The sequence below is a fragment of the Clostridium sp. 001 genome, assembly GCF_019056555.1.
In the GTDB taxonomy this organism is placed as follows: Bacteria; Bacillota; Clostridia; order Clostridiales; family Clostridiaceae; genus Clostridium_B; species Clostridium_B ragsdalei.
The window spans coordinates 3,023,305-3,043,113 of record NZ_CP020473.1 but is presented as its reverse complement, the minus strand read 5'-3'; the positions used below and the strand labels follow the sequence as shown (position 1 = coordinate 3,043,113).

General features: G+C 29.6%; 15 protein-coding genes. 2 read left to right on the top strand and 13 right to left on the bottom strand.

The features are described from left to right. Positions 1–281: 281 nt before the first annotated feature. Positions 282–1,295 (bottom strand): rhomboid family intramembrane serine protease, encoded by a 1,014-nt coding sequence (locus tag B5S50_RS14160; protein WP_217302163.1) that lies wholly within the window; start codon positions 1,293–1,295, stop codon positions 282–284. 98 nt (positions 1,296–1,393) lie between these two features. After that, on the bottom strand, positions 1,394–2,452 hold the full coding sequence (locus B5S50_RS14155) for an HD-GYP domain-containing protein (RefSeq protein ID WP_013237291.1): 1,059 nt from the start codon (positions 2,450–2,452) through the stop codon (positions 1,394–1,396). 223 nt (positions 2,453–2,675) lie between these two features. Between B5S50_RS14155 and B5S50_RS14150 the strand changes: the two genes are divergently transcribed. Next, positions 2,676–2,999 (top strand): hypothetical protein, encoded by a 324-nt coding sequence (locus B5S50_RS14150; RefSeq protein WP_013237290.1) that lies wholly within the window; start codon positions 2,676–2,678, stop codon positions 2,997–2,999. Positions 3,000–3,005: 6 nt separating this feature from the next. On the opposite strand, the gene B5S50_RS14145 is transcribed toward B5S50_RS14150, so the two are convergent. From B5S50_RS14145 to B5S50_RS14115, 7 genes are all read right to left on the bottom strand, one after another. Continuing rightward, entirely contained in the window at positions 3,006–3,437 is a 432-nt protein-coding gene (locus B5S50_RS14145) for a Fur family transcriptional regulator (RefSeq protein ID WP_013237289.1), read from the bottom strand. A gap of 17 nt (positions 3,438–3,454) precedes the next feature. Beyond that, positions 3,455–4,009 (bottom strand): manganese efflux pump, encoded by a 555-nt coding sequence (locus B5S50_RS14140; RefSeq protein ID WP_013237288.1) that lies wholly within the window; start codon positions 4,007–4,009, stop codon positions 3,455–3,457. 80 nt (positions 4,010–4,089) lie between these two features. After that, positions 4,090–4,818, bottom strand: coding sequence for a M48 family metallopeptidase (locus B5S50_RS14135; protein WP_217302162.1), 729 nt, complete (start codon positions 4,816–4,818; stop codon positions 4,090–4,092). A gap of 13 nt (positions 4,819–4,831) precedes the next feature. Further along, entirely contained in the window at positions 4,832–6,436 is a 1,605-nt protein-coding gene (locus tag B5S50_RS14130) for a S41 family peptidase (protein WP_065077118.1), read from the bottom strand. A gap of 235 nt (positions 6,437–6,671) precedes the next feature. Then, a complete protein-coding gene (locus B5S50_RS14125) occupies positions 6,672–8,756 on the bottom strand; it encodes a leucine-rich repeat domain-containing protein (protein ID WP_065077117.1) in 2,085 nt (694 codons plus the stop codon). 88 nt (positions 8,757–8,844) lie between these two features. Beyond that, positions 8,845–10,914, bottom strand: coding sequence for a leucine-rich repeat domain-containing protein (locus B5S50_RS14120; RefSeq protein ID WP_065077116.1), 2,070 nt, complete (start codon positions 10,912–10,914; stop codon positions 8,845–8,847). 51 nt (positions 10,915–10,965) lie between these two features. After that, positions 10,966–13,647, bottom strand: a complete 2,682-nt coding sequence (locus B5S50_RS14115; RefSeq protein ID WP_065077115.1) for a YhgE/Pip domain-containing protein — start codon at positions 13,645–13,647, stop codon at positions 10,966–10,968. A gap of 323 nt (positions 13,648–13,970) precedes the next feature. Here B5S50_RS14115 and B5S50_RS21850 point away from each other — a divergent pair, with 323 nt between their 5' ends. Further along, positions 13,971–14,093 carry a hypothetical protein gene (locus tag B5S50_RS21850; RefSeq protein WP_275507568.1) on the top strand — a complete coding sequence of 41 codons (123 nt, stop codon included), beginning with the start codon at positions 13,971–13,973 and terminating at the stop codon, positions 14,091–14,093. A 78-nt stretch (positions 14,094–14,171) separates the two neighbouring features. Here B5S50_RS21850 and B5S50_RS14110 read toward each other — a convergent pair whose 3' ends face one another. The 4 genes from B5S50_RS14110 to B5S50_RS14095 all read right to left on the bottom strand — a co-directional run bounded on the left by B5S50_RS14110 (position 14,172) and on the right by B5S50_RS14095 (position 19,804). Further along, the gene (locus B5S50_RS14110; RefSeq protein WP_065077114.1) at positions 14,172–15,875 is read right to left on the bottom strand and encodes a methyl-accepting chemotaxis protein; all 1,704 of its coding nucleotides are present in this window, start codon (positions 15,873–15,875) and stop codon (positions 14,172–14,174) included. Positions 15,876–16,151: 276 nt separating this feature from the next. Further along, complete coding sequence (locus B5S50_RS14105) at positions 16,152–18,167, bottom strand: penicillin-binding transpeptidase domain-containing protein (RefSeq protein ID WP_065077113.1); 2,016 nt, start codon at positions 18,165–18,167, stop codon at positions 16,152–16,154. 12 nt (positions 18,168–18,179) lie between these two features. Continuing rightward, positions 18,180–18,404: a YdbC family protein gene (locus B5S50_RS14100; RefSeq protein WP_063555361.1), complete on the bottom strand. Its 225-nt coding sequence runs from the start codon at positions 18,402–18,404 to the stop codon at positions 18,180–18,182. Between the two features lie 143 nt (positions 18,405–18,547). Beyond that, complete coding sequence (locus B5S50_RS14095) at positions 18,548–19,804, bottom strand: glutamate-5-semialdehyde dehydrogenase (RefSeq protein WP_065077112.1); 1,257 nt, start codon at positions 19,802–19,804, stop codon at positions 18,548–18,550. Between the last annotated feature and the right edge of the window lie 5 nt (positions 19,805–19,809).

The following is a 19,809-nucleotide window of genomic DNA, read 5'->3' as shown; positions in this document are numbered from 1 at the left end:
CAAAATTTTCAATTAATAATTAAAATTTACGAAGCAACGCTTCACAAGTTAAGAATTAATAACGAAGAATTAATAGTAAAGGATGATTTTTAGCTGTCGCAAAAAATCTTTAAATTTATATAAATCAGCGATGTTTCACTTTAGTGAAACAAGTGGTGAAAAGCTTAATCAAAGATTTTTTGTAGTGTAACGGAAAAAAATCCACATTAACTATTAATTCTTCATTCTTAACTATTAATTAAAAATATTGCTTTGCAATTTGCTTAAACTGTAAAAGCTATTTATTGGGCGATGTTTTTTACATTGCCCAATAAATATGTTATGACTACTCCTCCTACAAGCCCTCCTAAGTGTCCAAAATTATCTACATTTGCTATAGAAAATCCTATTATAAGGTTTACCACAATTATAGATATTACATTCATTAAAAATTCCTTACCAATTTTATGTTTCATTTTTATAGCAAATACCAATGCCGCACCTAAAAGTCCAAATATTGCTCCTGACGCTCCTACTGAAATAGATGACGAAAACATAAAACTAAATACCGAGGAAACTAAACCTGATATAAGGTACATCACTATGTATTTAACTTTACCATACACTTTCTCAACAAAAGAACCCATTATATAAAGTGAATACATATTTACTCCTAAATGAACTATTCCAGCATGTAAAAACATACAAGTAAAAAGTCTATAATACTCACCTGAAGCTATAAGTGAGTTAACCTTAGCTCCCATAAATACAAGTACATTTATATTACTGTCAAATATATTTCCAGAAAGGTATGCAGTTACCGTATATACAGCAACATTTAAAGCTATTATGATCCACGTTACAATTAGGTCTTTCATTTTATATATATTTTTTGACTGCTTATTTGCTAAAGTACTTTGTTTTACATAAATCATACAATTATATATTTCTTTAGCTAATTGCTCTAAATCAGGAGTATACAAAGTTATTTGATTAAAATAAGGATTTAAAAAAATTAATCCACATTGTGGATTATTATTTTCATCCACTGTGACATGTACTTCCCTATCTAACACTATTTGTACAAGTCTTACACTTTTACTGTCAAACAGTTTCTTTAAACGTAACTTTATATCTTCAGCATTTATATTTCTATAACTTTCCACCCTAGAAAAGAAAACTACCTGCATAATAGAATTTTGCTCTCTGCATAACGCCCATTTACTGCATGTTCCATTTATACCTTCTAGCTCTATAATATTAAAATTATAGTTTTTGCATAACTTGTCTATTAAATTATCAATATATGAACTCATATTTTTCTCCTCAAAAAAACGAATACACAGTATATTATCATAAATATTTTGATATCTATAACACACTGTGTAACTTATTTTTCTCAACTTAATTCCATTTATACTATTTCTTCTACGATTATACTTAGATTTTTAAGTAAATCGACTTCATAACCTGATATGTTATCTCCAGTTTCAGGATCTTGTAATACCCTTATCACCGGTCTATCCGGAAATCCTCTGTTTTGCCTTACAACATACCCCTTAACTCCATTTGATAACTTAACGCAGCATCCAAGTGGATAAACAGCAAATGTATTTTTGAAATAGGATACTATTTCCTGGTCAAAACTACTTCCACTTCCTGAAAGTATAAGTTCATAAGCATCATTAGGGCGAAACTTTTTTCTATAACATCTATCGTTACTAACAGCATCATATACATCACATATGCAAACCATCTTTGCAAAATTTGTTATCTGTTTGTTTGTAAGTCCATAAGGATACCCTCTACCATCAACCCTCTCATGATGCTGTTCAACTATTTTAATTATAGGACTGTATGTACCAACCGTTTTTTTTAAGATTTTTGAACCGTATACAGGATGTTTTTTTATTTCAGCAAATTCTTCATCCGTCAACTTACCTTTTTTATTCAATATCTCTATAGGCACCTTTGTCTTTCCTACATCATGTAGGATAGCTCCCACACCAAGTTCCTTTATATCAAATTCATTGTATCCTGCGGAAATTCCTAAAAAAGAAGCCATAACACAAGTATCTATTGAGTGTACAAAAGTATAGTTATCATACGTCTGTATGTCATAAAGGCTTTTATTAACATCTCCAACATCAACTATGTAATTAATCATTTCTTCTACTGTTTTTAAAGAATGTCTTAATCCTTTTTCATCATAATTATTTAGATTTACCATTACTTTTGACATACTTTTCATAGTGGACTGTTTAAGTTGCGACAATTTTTCATCTTCGACATATACATCTTCTAATCTTTCATCTTCGACGTATACATAAAATACACCTAATTTTTTTAATTTATCTATATAGTTACTATTCAACTTTACTCCTGCTCGTAATAAAACTTGTCCTTCACAGGTTAATATACTCTTTCCAAGCACATCTTCTTCCATAACCCTATCTATAAATTCCAGTCTCATAATTTCACCCCAATAAAGTTTTACATTGTAATGTTTGTTAATAAAATAATACCATACAACCGTAAAAATTTAAATAATTTAAAATTAAAAATGCCTTAGCCTTCAAATAAATCATAACTCTACAAAATATTTTTCTAGATAAATAAAAATATGTATTTACTTATTTTGTAAATTTGTATATTATAATAATGAAAGCATTATTTCCATTATATGGAGGAGAATTATGAAAAAATTTATTATTATATTTATAAGTATTTTACTCACTGTTACAATAGTGGAAAAAGTATATGTGTCCTATAAGTGCAGAGATATCAACTACGCAGTTAAAAACTATTTTACTACTGGCATCTTTAATAAATATAAGCTGTGCAACATGGGTGATATAAATATGTATTTTTCCAATGGAACAGTTGCATTTATTAAAGTTTCTGGTATGTCTACTAAAATGCCTCATGAAAAACTAGAATATACCGTATTTATACAAAAAAACGCACGAGGAGTGTGGAAAATAAAAAAAGTATATCCTGCACAGATAACTTTAAAATAAAACTCTTTAGTTTTTACTACTTTTTCTCTTTCTACAATCTGCACATATTCCATTTAATTTAAAATCCAGTTCTTCATCCTCAAATACAAAGCCTGTTTTGCTTTTTATAATTTCCTCTATTTGCTGCATAGGACAGTCTATTTCTACTTCCTTATGACATATTTTACACTCCAATATATGTTTATGCTTTTTTCTCATTATAGCGTAACTATATTTATTTTCACCCAAATCAAATTTTCTAACAATTTTCTTATTTTCAAACAATTCTAAGGATCTATAAATAGTGGATAAATCTACATTTATGTTTCTTTCTCTACACTTTTCAAATAAATTATCAACAGTTATAGCATTCTCACTCTTAGATAATATATCTAAAATATTTAATCTTGCTTTTGTAACTTTTATTCTACGTTTTCTCAAGTACTTTTCTACATCCATAAATTCACCCCAAATTTTCACTTAAAAAACATCATTTTAATACCAAATATAATAAGTATTACTCCCCCTATATAATCTGCATATTTACTTACAATATGTATTTTCTGGAGGTACTTCGAAATAAAAAAAGCAAATAAACACATAATGAAGGTAATTAATCCTATAAACACAGTGCTAATAAGTAGATCTATCCTATTTGCTATATTATTTAAAGTTGTAAATCCTATTACCATTGCATCAATACTTACTGAAACTCCAAGCACTAGAATCATTCCTGGTTTAATGAGTATGCATTCTCCTTTACTCCCCAAACCTTCTTTAACCATAAAGATGCCTACTATAGATACTAATGCTCCTCCAATTACCTGGGGAACAGATGCAATATATGTATTAAATAAAAAGCCTGCATAAGCACCGCATATAGCAAAAAAAAACTGAAAAAATCCACATGAAAAAGAAAGTTGAAACTTATTTCTTTTCTCCACTGCGCCATTCAATCCCACACACAGTGAGACACCAAAGGCATCTAAAGAAAGTGCCACTGCAATCAAAAGTAAAAAATAAAATTTCATATTATTTTCCTTTCACAATTAAAATTACTTACTTAATTTTACTTTATTATTTTTCTAATGTCTATAAGTTTACTTACTATTCATATGTATTTTTCTGGAAAATTAAGCATATATCCATTACATTTAAGCCATTTCCTTCTGTTTTTGTATTGTGGAATTATAGATTCTACTAATCTCCAGTAATCTCTAGAATGATCCATATATACCAGGTGGCAAAGTTCATGCACAACTACATAATCTATAACTTCCATAGGTGCCATTAATATTTTGTAATTGAAACTAATATTACCGTTAGAGGAACAGCTTCCCCATCTAGTCTTCTGACACCTAATTGTTATTTTTTTTGGATAAACATTTAGATTTTTGTGATAAATATCCACTCGTTCTCTAAAAATCACCTTAGCCCTTTGTTTATAAAATTCGCATATGCTCTTTTTAATATTTTCTTCATTTTTTAATAAAACAGCTTTGCCATAAACTATAATTTTATCTTCTGCAATTTCTACATAACATTTTTTTATGTCTGCCTGCTGCATTTCTATTTTTAAAAAATTGCCCATCCATAAAAGTTTTTTCCCATCTAACAAACCCATGGACTTCATATTGTAAATTCTATTTTTTGTAATTTTTATATTTTCTTGTATCCATTCTATTTTATTCTTAACTATCTCCTCTATGGATAGATAACTAACATTAAGAGGCGATATTACATATACTTCACCTTTTTCATTAATTTTAATAGTTATGTTTTTTATATTCTTCTTTATTACCTTATATTCAAATGAAGAAAGTCTATGAGTTGTTTCCATTTTTCACCTTTCATTAATTTTTAACAGTAACTGGCTTTATAGTGTCTTTAACCTTTATATAGTAGGTCTTTCCTTTTTCTAATTTTTCCTGTGGCACAATAACTACTTTGTTGTCTTCTACGCTGCCTATTTTAAAAGCAACCCTTTTACCAGTAGTACCATTTATAATTTCCATATTTATTTTATCCTTTATATCAGAGCTTATTTTTTTGTTAAAAATTACAGTAAATGCTTTGTCCTGTGACACCTGCTGCATTGTATCTAAAACCTTATCTTCTGGATAAAAAAACTTATATATATTGCTAAAGTATTCTTCCGGAACCTTTTCCCATCCATCTTTAGTGCCTATACAAATTTGTGATCTATCTATATTATTCACTATATACTTAAAAGCAGACCAATATTCCTCATTTTTAGCAATACTTAAATCTATATAAAATTTTTCATTATTTATTGTAACTTTTAGAAGTCCTTGCTGGTCTGTTCCATCTTTACACTGTCCTGACAATAATTGCGCTACTGCCAAAGAATTCTCATTACCTGTATCAAAATCAGGTTTTATTCCTACTTTTTGTATTGTATTACCTGCAGGTGAATAAAATTTTTCTACAGTTAACTTCAATGCTCCTCCATCTGAAAGGTCAAACATCTGCTGTGCCACACCTTTTCCATAAGTAGTATTTCCTATAAAAAAAGCTTTTTTATAGTCCTTCACTGCTGCAGACAGTATTTCAGAAGCACTGGCAGTATATTTATCTGCCAAAAATATAGTAGGCTTGTCTATCATACTTTGTTGTTCTCCTGCCAGGTAGCCTATTTTTTCACCGCTTTTATTTTGAACTATAAGTGCTAAATTTTTTCCTATGAAATTTCCTGCTACATTTAGGGCAGAATCCATATATCCTCCACCATTATCTCTCAGGTCTATTATGTACCTTGCAGGCTTATTTGCTTGAAGCTCTTTTAACTTTTCATTAAACTTTTGTGATGTGTCTTCTCCAAAAGATGCTATGTGAATATATGCAGTATTACTATCCAACATTTTTCCATCTACTATTGGGATACTTACCTCTCCCCTTTTTACAGAAAAGCTTAATACCCTGTCCTGCCTTTGAATTACAAGATTAACATTTGTATTTTCGTCTCCTTTAATATATGAAGAAGCTTGATCAAGTGTTATATTGGCAAGTGAATGGGAATTCGCTGAAATTATAATATCCCCTTCCTTAAGTCCCACACTTTCTGCTGGAGAATTTGCAACTACAGAATCTATTTTTATCCCTGAAGGAACCTGAGACATATATATGCCTATTCCATAGATTTTATTATTTATGGAATTTAAAAAATTTGTTTCTTCTTCTTTAGAAAAATACTCAGTATATGGATCATTAAGTTTTTTCAGTGCTTCATCTATACTAGATGCATTTAATACCCCGTCTGGTATATTGCCTACATAATAAGTTTTAATATCGTTTTTCACTTCATTTAGTACTTGTGACGAGTCCGCTGCCGCTGCCGTAAATGAAAAGCCAAGTAAAAAAAATACAGTCCAAAATACCACAAATAAATTTTTTGCATATAATCTCATATCTAATTTTCTCATTGAGTTACTTTTCATATAGTAATCCTCCCAAAATTATTATAGGTTGTAATTGAAGCTTGAACTTATTCGCAGAGATATTTTTACAATAATGAAGCACATTTAAATATTTTTTACTTACACTTATCAAAATATTTAACGGACTGAAGGTTGTAAAAATATTCGGAGAATAATTCAACTTTCAAGCTAGAAACTCTATAATTAATGAAATAATTATATCATTATTGAACATTTACTTCCATTGAAATTTATCTTATTTACTTACTGTCACTCGGGAGGATAGGGCATTAATTTGGCCTTCAGGAACCTTGTCATTAGTTATTATAAGATCTTTTAATTTATCTAAAGAGTTAACTGCACTTATATCAGATATATAATTATCACTAGCATCAATACTCTCTAAATTATAAAGAGATGATACAGGAGACAAATCCGAAACTAAATTATTTCCAAAAGATAAAGTTTTCAGATCCTTCATTCCTCTAACTTCACTTATGGTACCTATACTGTTTTTATCGATATATAACCTCATAAGATATTTCATATTTTCAAGACAATTTATATTACTTATGTTGTTACCATATAAGTATAAGTTTTTCATATAAATTAGATTAGAAAGAGGACTTATATCACTTATATAATTTGACTTTAAGCTCAAAGTCTCTAAACTTTTCAAATTTGATAAAACACCTATATTTTTTATACTATCATTATCTAATCTTAGTTCCTTAAGTTCAGTTAAATTTTCAAGTCCACTAATAGTTGTAAGATTATTACTGTCACAAACAGTAATCCACTTTAACTTTGTAAGATTATTTAGGGATTCAAAAGTACTTATACTAGTTTTATTTGCAGATAATCTTTCCAAATCCTTAAGTTTTGAAATTGGACTGAGATCACTTACTTTATCTTCATTTATATTCAAATCTGTGAGATTTAAAAGATAACTCAGTGGAGATAAATCTGAAACTTTAGTTTTATCCACATCCAGCGACTCTAAATCTGAAAAATTTTCTATTCCTGAAAGTGAAGATACATTTGTGTTTCCTAAATTTAAGGTTTTCAAGTTAACCAAATTTTTAATACAAGAAATATTTGAAATACTCGTATCTGTAGCTTCTATACAAGTAAGATTAGTTAAATCTTTAATTGGATCTAAAGCACTCACATCAGTATCTGTAATATATAGATTTTGTAAACTTTCTAAATCCTTTAAAGGGGTTAAATCAGATATTCTATTTTTACCTATATTCAATACTTTAAGATCTGTTAAATTTTCTATTCCTGAAAGATCTGTAATACCTTTATCCCAAAGATTTAATTCTACTACATTGTCAAGTTCTCCCTTTTTAATATCTCCTTCAGTTTTTTCAATTTTATTTCTAATTTCTCTTTCTAAACTAGCATCTTTAAAGGTTACTACTACATTTGGATCTTCTACTAACTCATTTAAATTGTCCATACTATAAATTTCTTTGTTTCTGTATTTTACCCACTGCAATTTTTTAAATTTTTTTAGCTCCTTTAAGTCACTTATTTTATCCTTGTCCAAATTAAGTTTTTTTAAATTTGGAAGATCCTTCAGGGGGCTTATTTCTGTAAACGGATTCTCATCAAGGTAAAGTACATTTACATTTTTTAAATCTTCTAAATCTTCTATATCATCAATACTATTTTTACTTAAAATAAGGGTACTAACATTAGTTAAATCCTTAACTTTTTCTCCATCTTCTATAACATTGTTCTCTAGATTTACTGTTTTTAGTTTCTTTAAATCTTTAAGATAGCTAGGATTATTTATCTGATTCTTTGATAAATCAATTTCCTTTAAATTTTTCAATTTTGAAAGAGGCTCTATAGTCTTAATTTTGTTATCTCTTAAAACAATTCTCTCTAATTTATATAACTTTTCAAGAGGAGTTAAATCTGATATTTTATTTTTATATAGATTTAATTTTTCAAGATACTTAAGGTATTTAATAGAAGATATATCTTCTATTTCATTATTGCTCAAATCTAAAGTTTTAAGATTTTCCAAATACTCGATTCCCGAAATATCCTTTATTCCTTTGCCTTCTATATCAAGTTTAGTTAAAGCATATACATTATTTTTAGTGATATTTCCTTCAGGTTTATTTATTGCTTCCCGTACAGCCTTATTTAAATTTTCATCTTTAAATTGTATATTATTCGTGTTTTGTATGTTAGTTCCAAATACCTTATTAAATATAGCATTTGTATCCTCTATTCTTGTGGGACCTGCTAAAGCTGAAGTACTATATACACAAGCTATTATTCCTGCAGCACATATTGAAATTTTAATCTTATCTCTATCCACAAAATTACCTCCTTCTTAAAAACATAGGACTTAGGCATTTTCAAAGAAATAACTAGTCAGTATGCTATGATATTTTCTTTCAAATGCCTTAATCCGTTACATCTATGTCTTTAGATATTGAATTTATTATATACTTAGGTACATCAGTATTTGTAAGAGTCAAATTCTTAAGTGACCTCATGCTATTTATAGGACTTATATCATAAATGCTGTTATCTCCTACATCCAAAGTCTCAAGCTTTGTAAGGTTCCCAAGCTTTGATATACTTGTTATATCGTTCTTGCTCAAGTACAAGGTCTTTAGATTTTTCATGCTTGAAAGTGGAGCTATATCACTTATTTTATTACTATCCAGATACAATCTTACCATATTGTCCATTTCTGAAAGAGGTACTATGTCACTTATTTTGTTATTTGAAAGGTATAAACTTTGAATGCTCTTTGCATTTTTAAGTGATGTTATATCACTTATTTCATTTTTTATAAGACTTACAAGTTGTAAATCGTTTAATTTCTCTAATGCGCTTATATCCTTTATTTTGTTTGAGTCGCCGCGTATTTCTTTTAATTTAACTGTAGAATTTATACCCTCTAAACTTGTGAGTTTATTTTCATCTGCTAATAGCCTAGTAAGTTTTGTATTGCTCTTTAAAGGAATCAAAGAAGTTACTTTATTTTTATTTATGGACAGTGTTTCAAGTTCAGGCATAAAAGCAGTACAATTTATACTGGATATATTATTTTCATCTAATGAAAGGGAAGTTAAATTTACCAAACTCTCTAAGCTATCTATATCTGTAATATGATTTTTACTCAAATCCAAACTTTCCAAATTTTTAAGATCTTTAAGGCTTTCTATATCCGTTATATCGTTATCACTTAAATTCAAGGTTTCAAGTTTTGTCAAATTTTCAATAGGACTTATATCTGAAATTTTTGCTCCACATACCTGCAGCTTCTTTAGGCTAGTTAAATCTTCCAAATCGTCTAGTTTTTCAATTTTACTTCCGTTTAGGTACAACTGTTCCAAGTTGTCCAGATATTTTATATTGCTTAAGTCTACTATGTCATCTTTACTCAAATTTAAAGATTTCAGCCTTGCTAAATTTTCTATGCCAGAAAGGTCCTTTATCCCTTTATCAAACAAATCCAAATCGCTTATAAACTCCACATCATATTTATAAAGACTTCCAGAAGGCTTATCTATTTTATCCCTAATTGCTTTTTCCAAATTAGTATCTTTAAATGTAACTTCTACATTGGCATCATCCACTATATTATTTAATTTATCAAAATCAGTTATTTCCTGTCCGTCATATTTAAGCCATACTAAATCTTCAAATTTGCTGTTATTAAAATCTTTTATATTGTCAATCTTATCTTTATCTAAAGATATTCTTTTAAGATTTTTAAGTTCTAAAAGTGGTTTACCATCATTAAATGGATTTTGATCTAAATATAGCTTAGTTAAGTTTGTCAAATTATTTAAAGGGGTTACATCCTTTATATTATTTTTAGAAAGGTACAAACTTTGCAAATTACAAAGATGCTTTAAATATACTACATCTGATATTTTATTATCATCTAGCATAAGAGTCTTTAATCCATTTAAACTCCACAGTGCTCCTAAATTTTCAATTTTATTGCTACTTAAAGTAAGTTCTCTCAAGGAGTCCCTTCCTGCTAGTGGATCTATATTTTTAATTTCATTATTTGATGCATTTAATTTTTCAAGATGTTTTAAATGTGCAAGAGGTGTTAAGTTTTCTATTTTATTTTCATATAGATATAAAGTATTAAGTTGTTTTAAATTAGCTATAGGAGTCAAATCTTCTATTTTATTAAAGCTTAAATCTAAACTTTCTAGATTATTTAACCTCTCAAGTCCGCTTAAACTTCTTATGTCCTTATTTCTTATACTAAGTTTAGTTATACCTGAAAGGTCACTTATAGTTATAGGCTCATTTACTTTATTAAGTTTCTCCCTTATAGCTTTATCCAAATTTTTATCTGGAAAAACTATACCACTGTCTATACCCTCATAATATAAACTTGAATCACCATTATAGTCCCGTGCATATACTTTAGATACTAAGGGGGGACAACATGAACATACAAAAGTAATTGCAAGTATTAAACATATCTTTCTCCTATTCATAATTTTATACCGGAATATATTCCGATATATTCACCTCTTTTCAATAAAATTTTACTTTTTAGTTGAAAGCTTATTCTTGTTTAAATTTTCCTTCATGGCCTTCTCTTCAATTTCTCTAAGATCCAAAATTAAATTAAACTTTATAGAATACTTTTTGAATACTAAAGAGCAAATTAAAGATGCTGCTAAAAATATAGCTAACACTATCACATCATTTTGGAGGACACTATAGTCTATTCCCCAATCTATCTCTCTCATGGCAGATATAGAATATGTGAAAGGTAAAAACGGACCTATAGTTTCAAAAAATTTAGGTAGTAATTCTCCAGGGAATGTACCATTTGAGGAAGTAAGTTGTAATATTAAGGCTATTATTGCCATAAGCCTTCCTGCATCCCCAAATAAAAATACGAAATTTTGTATTATAGCTATAAATACAAAAGACAGAAATATATTAAAGGCAAAATATATTGTAACATTAGAAGGCTTAAGTCCAAGTGCCATAACTGCAGCACTTAAAAGTACAGCTTGAATCGTTCCTACAGCACAATAAGAAAGATATTTGCCTATAATCCTTGCAGGAAGCTTAATTTTTAAATTTGGATTTACATTCTCACTAATTAAAAAGAACATCAAAAGCGCACCAACCCAGATTCCCAGACTTATAAAGTATGGTGCCAGTCCTTGCCCATATCCACCTACATCATATAAAGGCTTATCTTTTACATTTAGTGGACTTGACATAAAATTTCCCATGTCCTTGCTGCTTGGAACCATTTTATCTGAAAGTTTTTCAGCGCCATCTGCCAATTTGTCATGCAGCTCTGCCACACCTTCATACAATTTATTTACACCATCTTGTAAATCAGGTATTTTATCTTTAAGAGTTTTTATACCATCTCTAAGAGTACCTGAACCATCATGTAATTTAAAAAGTCCATCTGACAAATCTGTAGATCCATCATAAAGTTTCTGAACACCTGACTCAACATCTGGTACCTTGTTATTGAGCTCTCCCAATTTATCCGTTAAAGTTTTAGAACCATCCTGTATTTTAAATAATCCATCAGATAAATCTACAGAGCCATCATAAAGGGTATTAACTCCGTTACTAAGTTCTGGAACAGAGTCTTTAAGCCTGCCAATTCCATCTGTTAAATTTTGAGAACCATTATATAGTGTATCTGTACCATCTTTCAAATCTTCAGTCTTATCATATAGTTCACCTAATCCATCATTTAATTTTTTTGCACCCGCATCTAGCTTATCGATTCCATCTATAAGTTGTTTTGCACTTTCTAATGCTGATTTTATATTGTCTACAGTACTTTCTAAAAACTTCACCTGAGTATCAAGCTCACTGCAAATAGCATATGTATTGCTGCTTTTATCTAATTTACCCATTAAGCTTTCTATACTAGTAGAAACACTTTGAAGGTATGAATTTGTATTATTTAGGGTACCCATTGTCTTAGAATAATCTAATTCTCCACCATCCGCCAAGTCCTTCAATTGTCCCTGCAGCAATTGCAAATTGTAGATTATAATTTGAGATATTGGCTTTAAACTACTATTATCTGGTATTTGTTTATCTATAGTACTTGCAATATATGTTAATCTCTGAACTTCAGGGTAAACATTTTGTACAATATATTGCCTATTTTTTTCTATTTGACTTTTAGCTGTACTTTCTGCATCTCCAACTCCAGATTTAACTTGATCAAGTCCATCTTTTAACTGCTTTGACCCATCTTTAAGTTTTCCCACACCATCCACTAAATCAGGCATATTGTCGTCCATTTCGTGAAGTCCATCTTGTAGTGATGTAGATCCATCATAAAGTTTGTCAATTCCATCCGATAAATCAGGAATTTTATCATTTAATGAATTAATTCCATTTCTAAGTGACTTACTTCCATCTACAGCATCTCCCATTTTATCAGTTATAGTAGCAGAACCTTTTAAGAGCTTGTTCACCCCATCTATAAGATCAGGCATTTTCCCATTTAAAGTTCCAAGTCCATCCCTCAGCTCATTACTTCCGTCTGCAGCATCATTTATTTTATTGGTTAAAGTGGAAGCTCCATTATATAGTTTGTCCATACCATTTCCCATAGATGGAACAGCATCTTTCATATCCGTAACTCCATCTTTAATCTGGGAAGTTCCATTAGATGCACTTTCCATTCCATCTCTCAATTCATACATACTGTCATAAACTTTTATTCCAATATTATATATCATACTTTTATTTATACTATCTTTTACTGCAATAGCTGCCTTATCAGATATAAGGCCTACTACATAATTTTTTTTCTTATTAGTTATAAATATTAAATTAGGCTTTTGTAAAATTCCTTTATCAGCTTGTACCATATGTTCTGTAAAGTCTTTTGGTATAATAAACATTGCATAATACTTACCCTGTTCCAAATACCCTTTGGAGTTCTTAAGATCTTTAGAAAATTTCCATTTAAGATCTTTATTATCTTTTAAATTATTTACAATATCATTTCCATAATTTACTTCTTCATTGTCAATTTTACCACCTTCATCTATATTTACAACAACCACTGGAATATTCTCTGTTTTTGAATATGGATCCCAAAAAGCTGCAAGATACATACCTCCATATATAAGAGGTATACATATTATAGCAAATAATCCAAGCAGCATAAGTTTACTACTAAGTATATTACGAATATCACCCCATACTACTTTAAAAAAGTTCATGCTATCTCCTCTCTTGAAACTTTATAAATAAAACTAATGTTGTAAATGTAATAAAATGTATAAAGTTTGCAATTTATAAATATGCCTAATTTAATATGACTGACTGGTCAGTTATATTAAACACCTTTTTTATATTTCTGTCAATAAGTTACGGCAAACTTAATATTGAGATTTAATTACATACAATTCTACATTATTTTGTAATATATTATCTTACAATAATTCATAATATTGAAATATCAATTTATTTATTATATAATTAAATCATATAATAAATGATATTAAATTTATTATTATAATCACATAATAAAAGGAGCTATACCATGAAAGAACAACTTTCTCCAATAGAAGTGCATAAAAAGCATATAAAAACTGCTACTACAATTTTTTTTATAGCATTAATATTAGCAGTATCTATAATAACCTATATCATATCATCCACTTAAAATAGAAATGGCAGAACCTTAAAGTTCCGCCATTTTTATTTTACACCTACATAATAACTATTTAATTTTTTTGATACATTAATTATTTATTCTAAATTTAGTTATATTGCCCTTAAGATTTTCTGTCATACTTTCAAGGTTTTCTGCAACTTCGTATACTTTATTTGCAGACTTGCTCATTTCAGCACTGGAAGCAGCTATTTCCTCAGTAGATGCAGCCATCTCTTCTGCAGTAGCTGAAGTTTCTTCTACACTACTCACTATTTTATCTTTGCTTTTTTCTAGATTATCTACAGATTTATTTACTTTTTGAATTTTAGGCATTATATTATTAACCGCATAAGTTATATTAGTAAAAGCTTCTACAGATTCATTTATAGAACTAGTTTGATTTACAATTTCATTGTCCATCTCTGAAGTTTCCTTTACTATATCCACTATTTTATTAGAAAGCAATTTAATTAAACTATCTATACTTGTAGAAGACTCCTTAGTCTGTGCAGCTAATTTTCTTACTTCCTCTGCTACAACTGCAAAACCTTTTCCAGCTTCTCCAGCCCTAGCTGCTTCTATAGCTGCATTTAAAGCTAGCAAGTTAGTTTGATCTGAAACACTGTTTATAATATTAGTTATGTCATTTATTTTCAGCACATTACTGCTAAATTCCGTTATATTGTCCTTAAACATTCTAAAAGAATCATTTACCTTTGTAATAGACTTTTCTATATTAGGCAGTTTTTCACTATTTTCTTTTGCCATATTGTCTATTTCATTAGAGCTTCTGTCTATTTCATTTATATCCTCAACTATCTTAGACAATTCATTGCTAAAGGAATCTATAACCTCATTTACAGCAACTAATTCTTGTGCCTGATTTGTATTTGCTCCAGCCACCTGGTTTATAGTCTGGGATACATCACTTGAAGATCCAGATAATTCTTTAGAAATCAAAACTAAGCTATTTGATTCATCAACTATAGTTTTAAAATCATTTCTAATAGTATACAACAAATTATTCACAGATTTTCTCATACTTTCTATACCTTTGGCTAAAACTCCTCCTTCATCTTTATAATTCAAGTATTCTCTAGGAACTTCTTTAGTAAAATCTCCTTTTGATAAAGTGTTCATATATCCTGCAGAATAAAGTAATACTTTAGTTATCTTAGATACAAAAATATTTGCTGCTATAACAGACAATATAGCTATTAGTATCACAATAATTCCTATGCTTTTAAAAACTTCAAATATTTGATTATTTATTACACTTTTACTAATGCCTATAAAAAACATTCCCAGTACATTTCCTTCATTATCCTTGATGGGTTTATATATTACCTCATAAGGCACATTCAATATTTTTGTTTCTCCCCTAAAGTCTTCTCCAGATTTCAACACTTTATTTGAAACCTCAGATAAAACTTTTGTATTTACAGCTCTATTTCCTTTGTTCATTACCGTCGTAGAAATCCTTGTATCTTTTAAAAATATAGTAACTTCTTCACCTGTCTCCGCTTTTATAGAATCTACAAATTTAGTGTCTCCACTTATAAGTTTACTTCCCTTGTATAATTTTCCGTCTTTCTCTTTCCATGCTCCACCGTATTTTTCATCTAATAACTTTAAAGCCATACCAGAATTTGACTTCAATTGATTGGAATAGCTTTCATCTGTTATATTAATCAAATTATGATGTACTAATATAAGAACTGACGCACTCAAAATCAAAATGATACATACTATTAAAAGATTTATTTTACCCCTAACTTTTAGATTTTTCATTTACACTCCCCCTGATAATATAAATATAATTTTATGAAAACGTTTATTTAATTTATTTAAAAAAAGTCAGAGCACTGCTTCCGACTTTTTGTCCTGTTTTTAATTTCTTTCATCTTAAATAAATTAAAAATTTATTCATTTCCTTTATATACTATTATATCAAAAATTTAAATTATATTCCACATTGCAATTAAACTTATCAGCGAATCCTATTTAGTAGCTTTCACAAAGTTCATGCAAGTGTTATAGTAGGTAACCATCAAACAAGATATAACCCTATCTTACTTGTTCAAAAATACTTTTTACTATAGGAACCACATAATGGCTTCCTCCCTTTTCTTTAGCATTTTCCACCATAGCTATTACTAAAAGTTTTGGATTATCCACGTTAACTACAGCAAACCATCCAACTTCTGTTCCACTAGTGTCCTCCTGTGAAGCCTTTATCTCTGCAGTACCTGTCTTTCCTGCCAAAGTCATTCCAGGTATACATGCTTCATGACCCGTCCCTTTAGGGTTTGAAACTACCTGTTCCATGTCATTTAAAATAATATTTGCATCTTCTTTAGGATATACAGCTTTTTTCCATATCTGTGCCTTGGCATTATCTTTATATATAAGGTATGGTTTTATAATATTTCCTTCATTCACAAAAGAATCATACATTGCCATTAAGTGAACTGGGTTTAATAAGATTTCTCCTTGGCCATATCCGCTGTCTGCCAGCTGCACCTCTGTTTTTATATATCCTTTTGAGGCTAATTGTGATTTAGAGAGGCCATACTCAAAAGGCATTTTCTCGCCTAACCCCCAATTTTTAAGTTCTGTTTCCATAGTATCTTTTCCAATATCCAATGCAGCTTTTGCAAAATATATATTATCCGAATAAACAAGAGCATTCAAAAGATTGCTCGGCTCACCATAATCCTCAACTCGTGTAACATAATACTTTCCCCAACTGCTGTCTTTTTGCCATTTAAGTCCAGAAATATTTTTAGACACTTGTGAATTTAATTTACCACTCTTTAAACCTATTGCTGCTGTAATAGGCTTGAAAATAGATCCAGGAACTACATTGCTCTGAAATCTATTGTATAAAGGTCTTCTTTTATCTTCGTTTAAAGCCTTCCAAGTATCACTTGACATACCCATTACAAAATCATTAGGATCAAAAGAGGGCGTACTTACAAGGGATAGAACCTCCCCCGTTTTAGGATTTATACTAACACCCATGCCAGCATCTTGCTGCAATTTATTATATAGTAAACTTTGGATCTTAGAATCTATAGTAAGTTTTATGTCTTTTCCATTATGTACTTTTCTCTTTATAAGAGTCTTTTTTTTCTTATTGTTTTTATCTACAATATAAATTTCATATCCATTTTGAGATCTTAAAGTACTTTCATATATTTGCTCTAATCCTGATTTGCCTATTACATCATCAGGTCCATAATCTTTATTTATTTTTAAATCTTCTGCAGTAACTTTATGTACATATCCTGTTAAATGTGCAGCTGCATTTTTCAGTGGATACACTCTCTCCTTTATATATTGTACTTTTACTCCAGAAATTCTTTGAAGTACAGCTAGACTACTGTCATCTTCCTGTATTACCTTTATAGGTACAAACATATCCTTTTTTACATAAGATGCAGAGAGCTTCTTATTTATATCTTCTTTTGAAATGTTTAAGAGAGTAGCTATATTCTCCTTAGATTTTTCATCATTTTGTTCTAAAGCTTCAGGTACAATCCCAATTTGTGCTGCCTGCCCATCCTCCGCTATAGGATTGCCATTTCTATCATAAATTGTACCCCTTTTTCCCTGTACAGTATTTATTCTTATTTTATCTCCTTCTTTTAAATCTGGAAATATATTAGAAGGACTCCACTCTACTTTCCAATCTGTTTTGTCATTGTCCTTCTCCTTTTTTAAACTTATACTGTTTGAAAAATCTAATTTGCCTGCTGCAGTATCCATACTTATCTTTATTGGCACTTTTGCAATTCCATCTTCATATTTTATGTCACTGCAGCTGTCAATCTTTACATTTATATTCTTTGCTTCTATTCCACTATAAATATTGTTGTAACGACTCACAAAATCTTTTTTAGCAATCGTAGATTTACTCTCTTTATCCATTTTACTGTACATTAAATCATAATTGCCTTTTGTCCATGCATCTATGTAACTATTTAAACTACTTTTTACCATATTATTTTTGCTACTACATGCAGTGACTGTAAATATAGATAAGACTATGAAAATACACCATAAAAATTTACATTTCATAAAATCATACCTCTAAGACAAATCCATATTATTTAATATGTTTTTTAACTCCCTCAGTTCCTCTACAGTTAGGGTAACTCCTTTTCCCATTTTATCATGTTCTTGTGACCAATCTCTTATATCGTATTTAGCCGTTCTATCATTCCAGCTGACTAAATTTAATTCTTTCTTCCATCCTTTAGGGGATTCTGATAATACTCCTTTATTCTCTTTTATTTCATATTTTATACCTGCCATTTTATACACCTCTCAAAATTAAAAAAATTATTTTCTATATTATACCATAATTATGGAATACTCTCCATTTAAGAATTTACATGAAAAATTAAACTTCTGAGTACAAAATTCTCAGAAGTTTAGTTTTAATTTAATTAAAATCCCTATTTTCGTATCTGTCCTTCTCCATAGACTACATACTTTGAAGTAGTAAGTTCATTTAATCCCATAGGCCCTCTTGCATGAAGCTTCTGGGTACTTATACCTATTTCAGCACCAAATCCAAACTGCTCACCATCAGTAAATCTAGTAGAGGCATTTACATAAACTGCCGCAGCATCAACTTCATTTAAAAATCTTTGAGATGCATTGTAATCATTCGTTATTATAGATTCAGAATGTTTTGTTCCATATTTATAAATATGATCCATTGCTTCATCCAGCGAATTCACTACTTTTACTGCCAATATTAAATCTAGAAATTCTGTATCATAATCTTCTTCCGTTGCCAATTTTGCATAGGGAATCAATTTTTTCGTTTCACTGCATCCTCTTATTTCAACTCCCAACCTTTTTAAAGTTTCTCCCAAATGAGGCAAGAACTTTTCAGCAGCGTTTTTGTGTACAAGCAATGTCTCCATAGCATTGCAAACTGCTGGTCTTTGAGTTTTTGCATTTACCACTATATTTTCTGCCATATTTAAATCTGCACTTTCATCCACATAAACATGACAGTTTCCTATACCGGTTTGAATTACAGGTACTGTTGAATTCTTTACTACAGAATTGATAAGTCCCCTGCCCCCTCTTGGTATGAGCACATCTACATATTCGTTAAGTTTCATCAAAGTTTCCACTGCTTCTCTTTCAGTTATATCTATAAATTCAATAGCCCCTTCTGGAAGTCCGGCACTAACAGCAGCTTTATTTATTGTATTGTATATAGCTACATTAGAGTTTATTGCTTCTTTTCCTCCTCTTAAAATGACTGAATTTCCACTTTTAAGACAAAGTGCAGCAGCATCCACAGTTACATTTGGCCTAGCTTCATATATTATTCCTATTGTTCCAAGAGGTACTCTCACTTTTCCAATACGTAGTCCATTCGGCCTTTTCCACATTTTAGACACTTCACCAATAGGATCTGGAAGTGAGGCAACTTTAATAAGTCCACCTGCCATAGAATCTATCCTTTTTTGGTTTAATTCAAGCCTGTCGATAAAAGCTTTACCTTTACCTGATTTTTTAGCATTATCGAGATCTACCTTATTAGCTTGTAAAATAAGTTCTTTGTTGTTTTGAAGTGCCTCTGCCATATCATTTAAAGCTTTATTTTTTAAATCAGGACCCATATTAGATAATGTTCTTGCAGCCCTACTTGCAGTTTTAGCTTTTTCTACAATATAACTATTTATATCCACCTTTG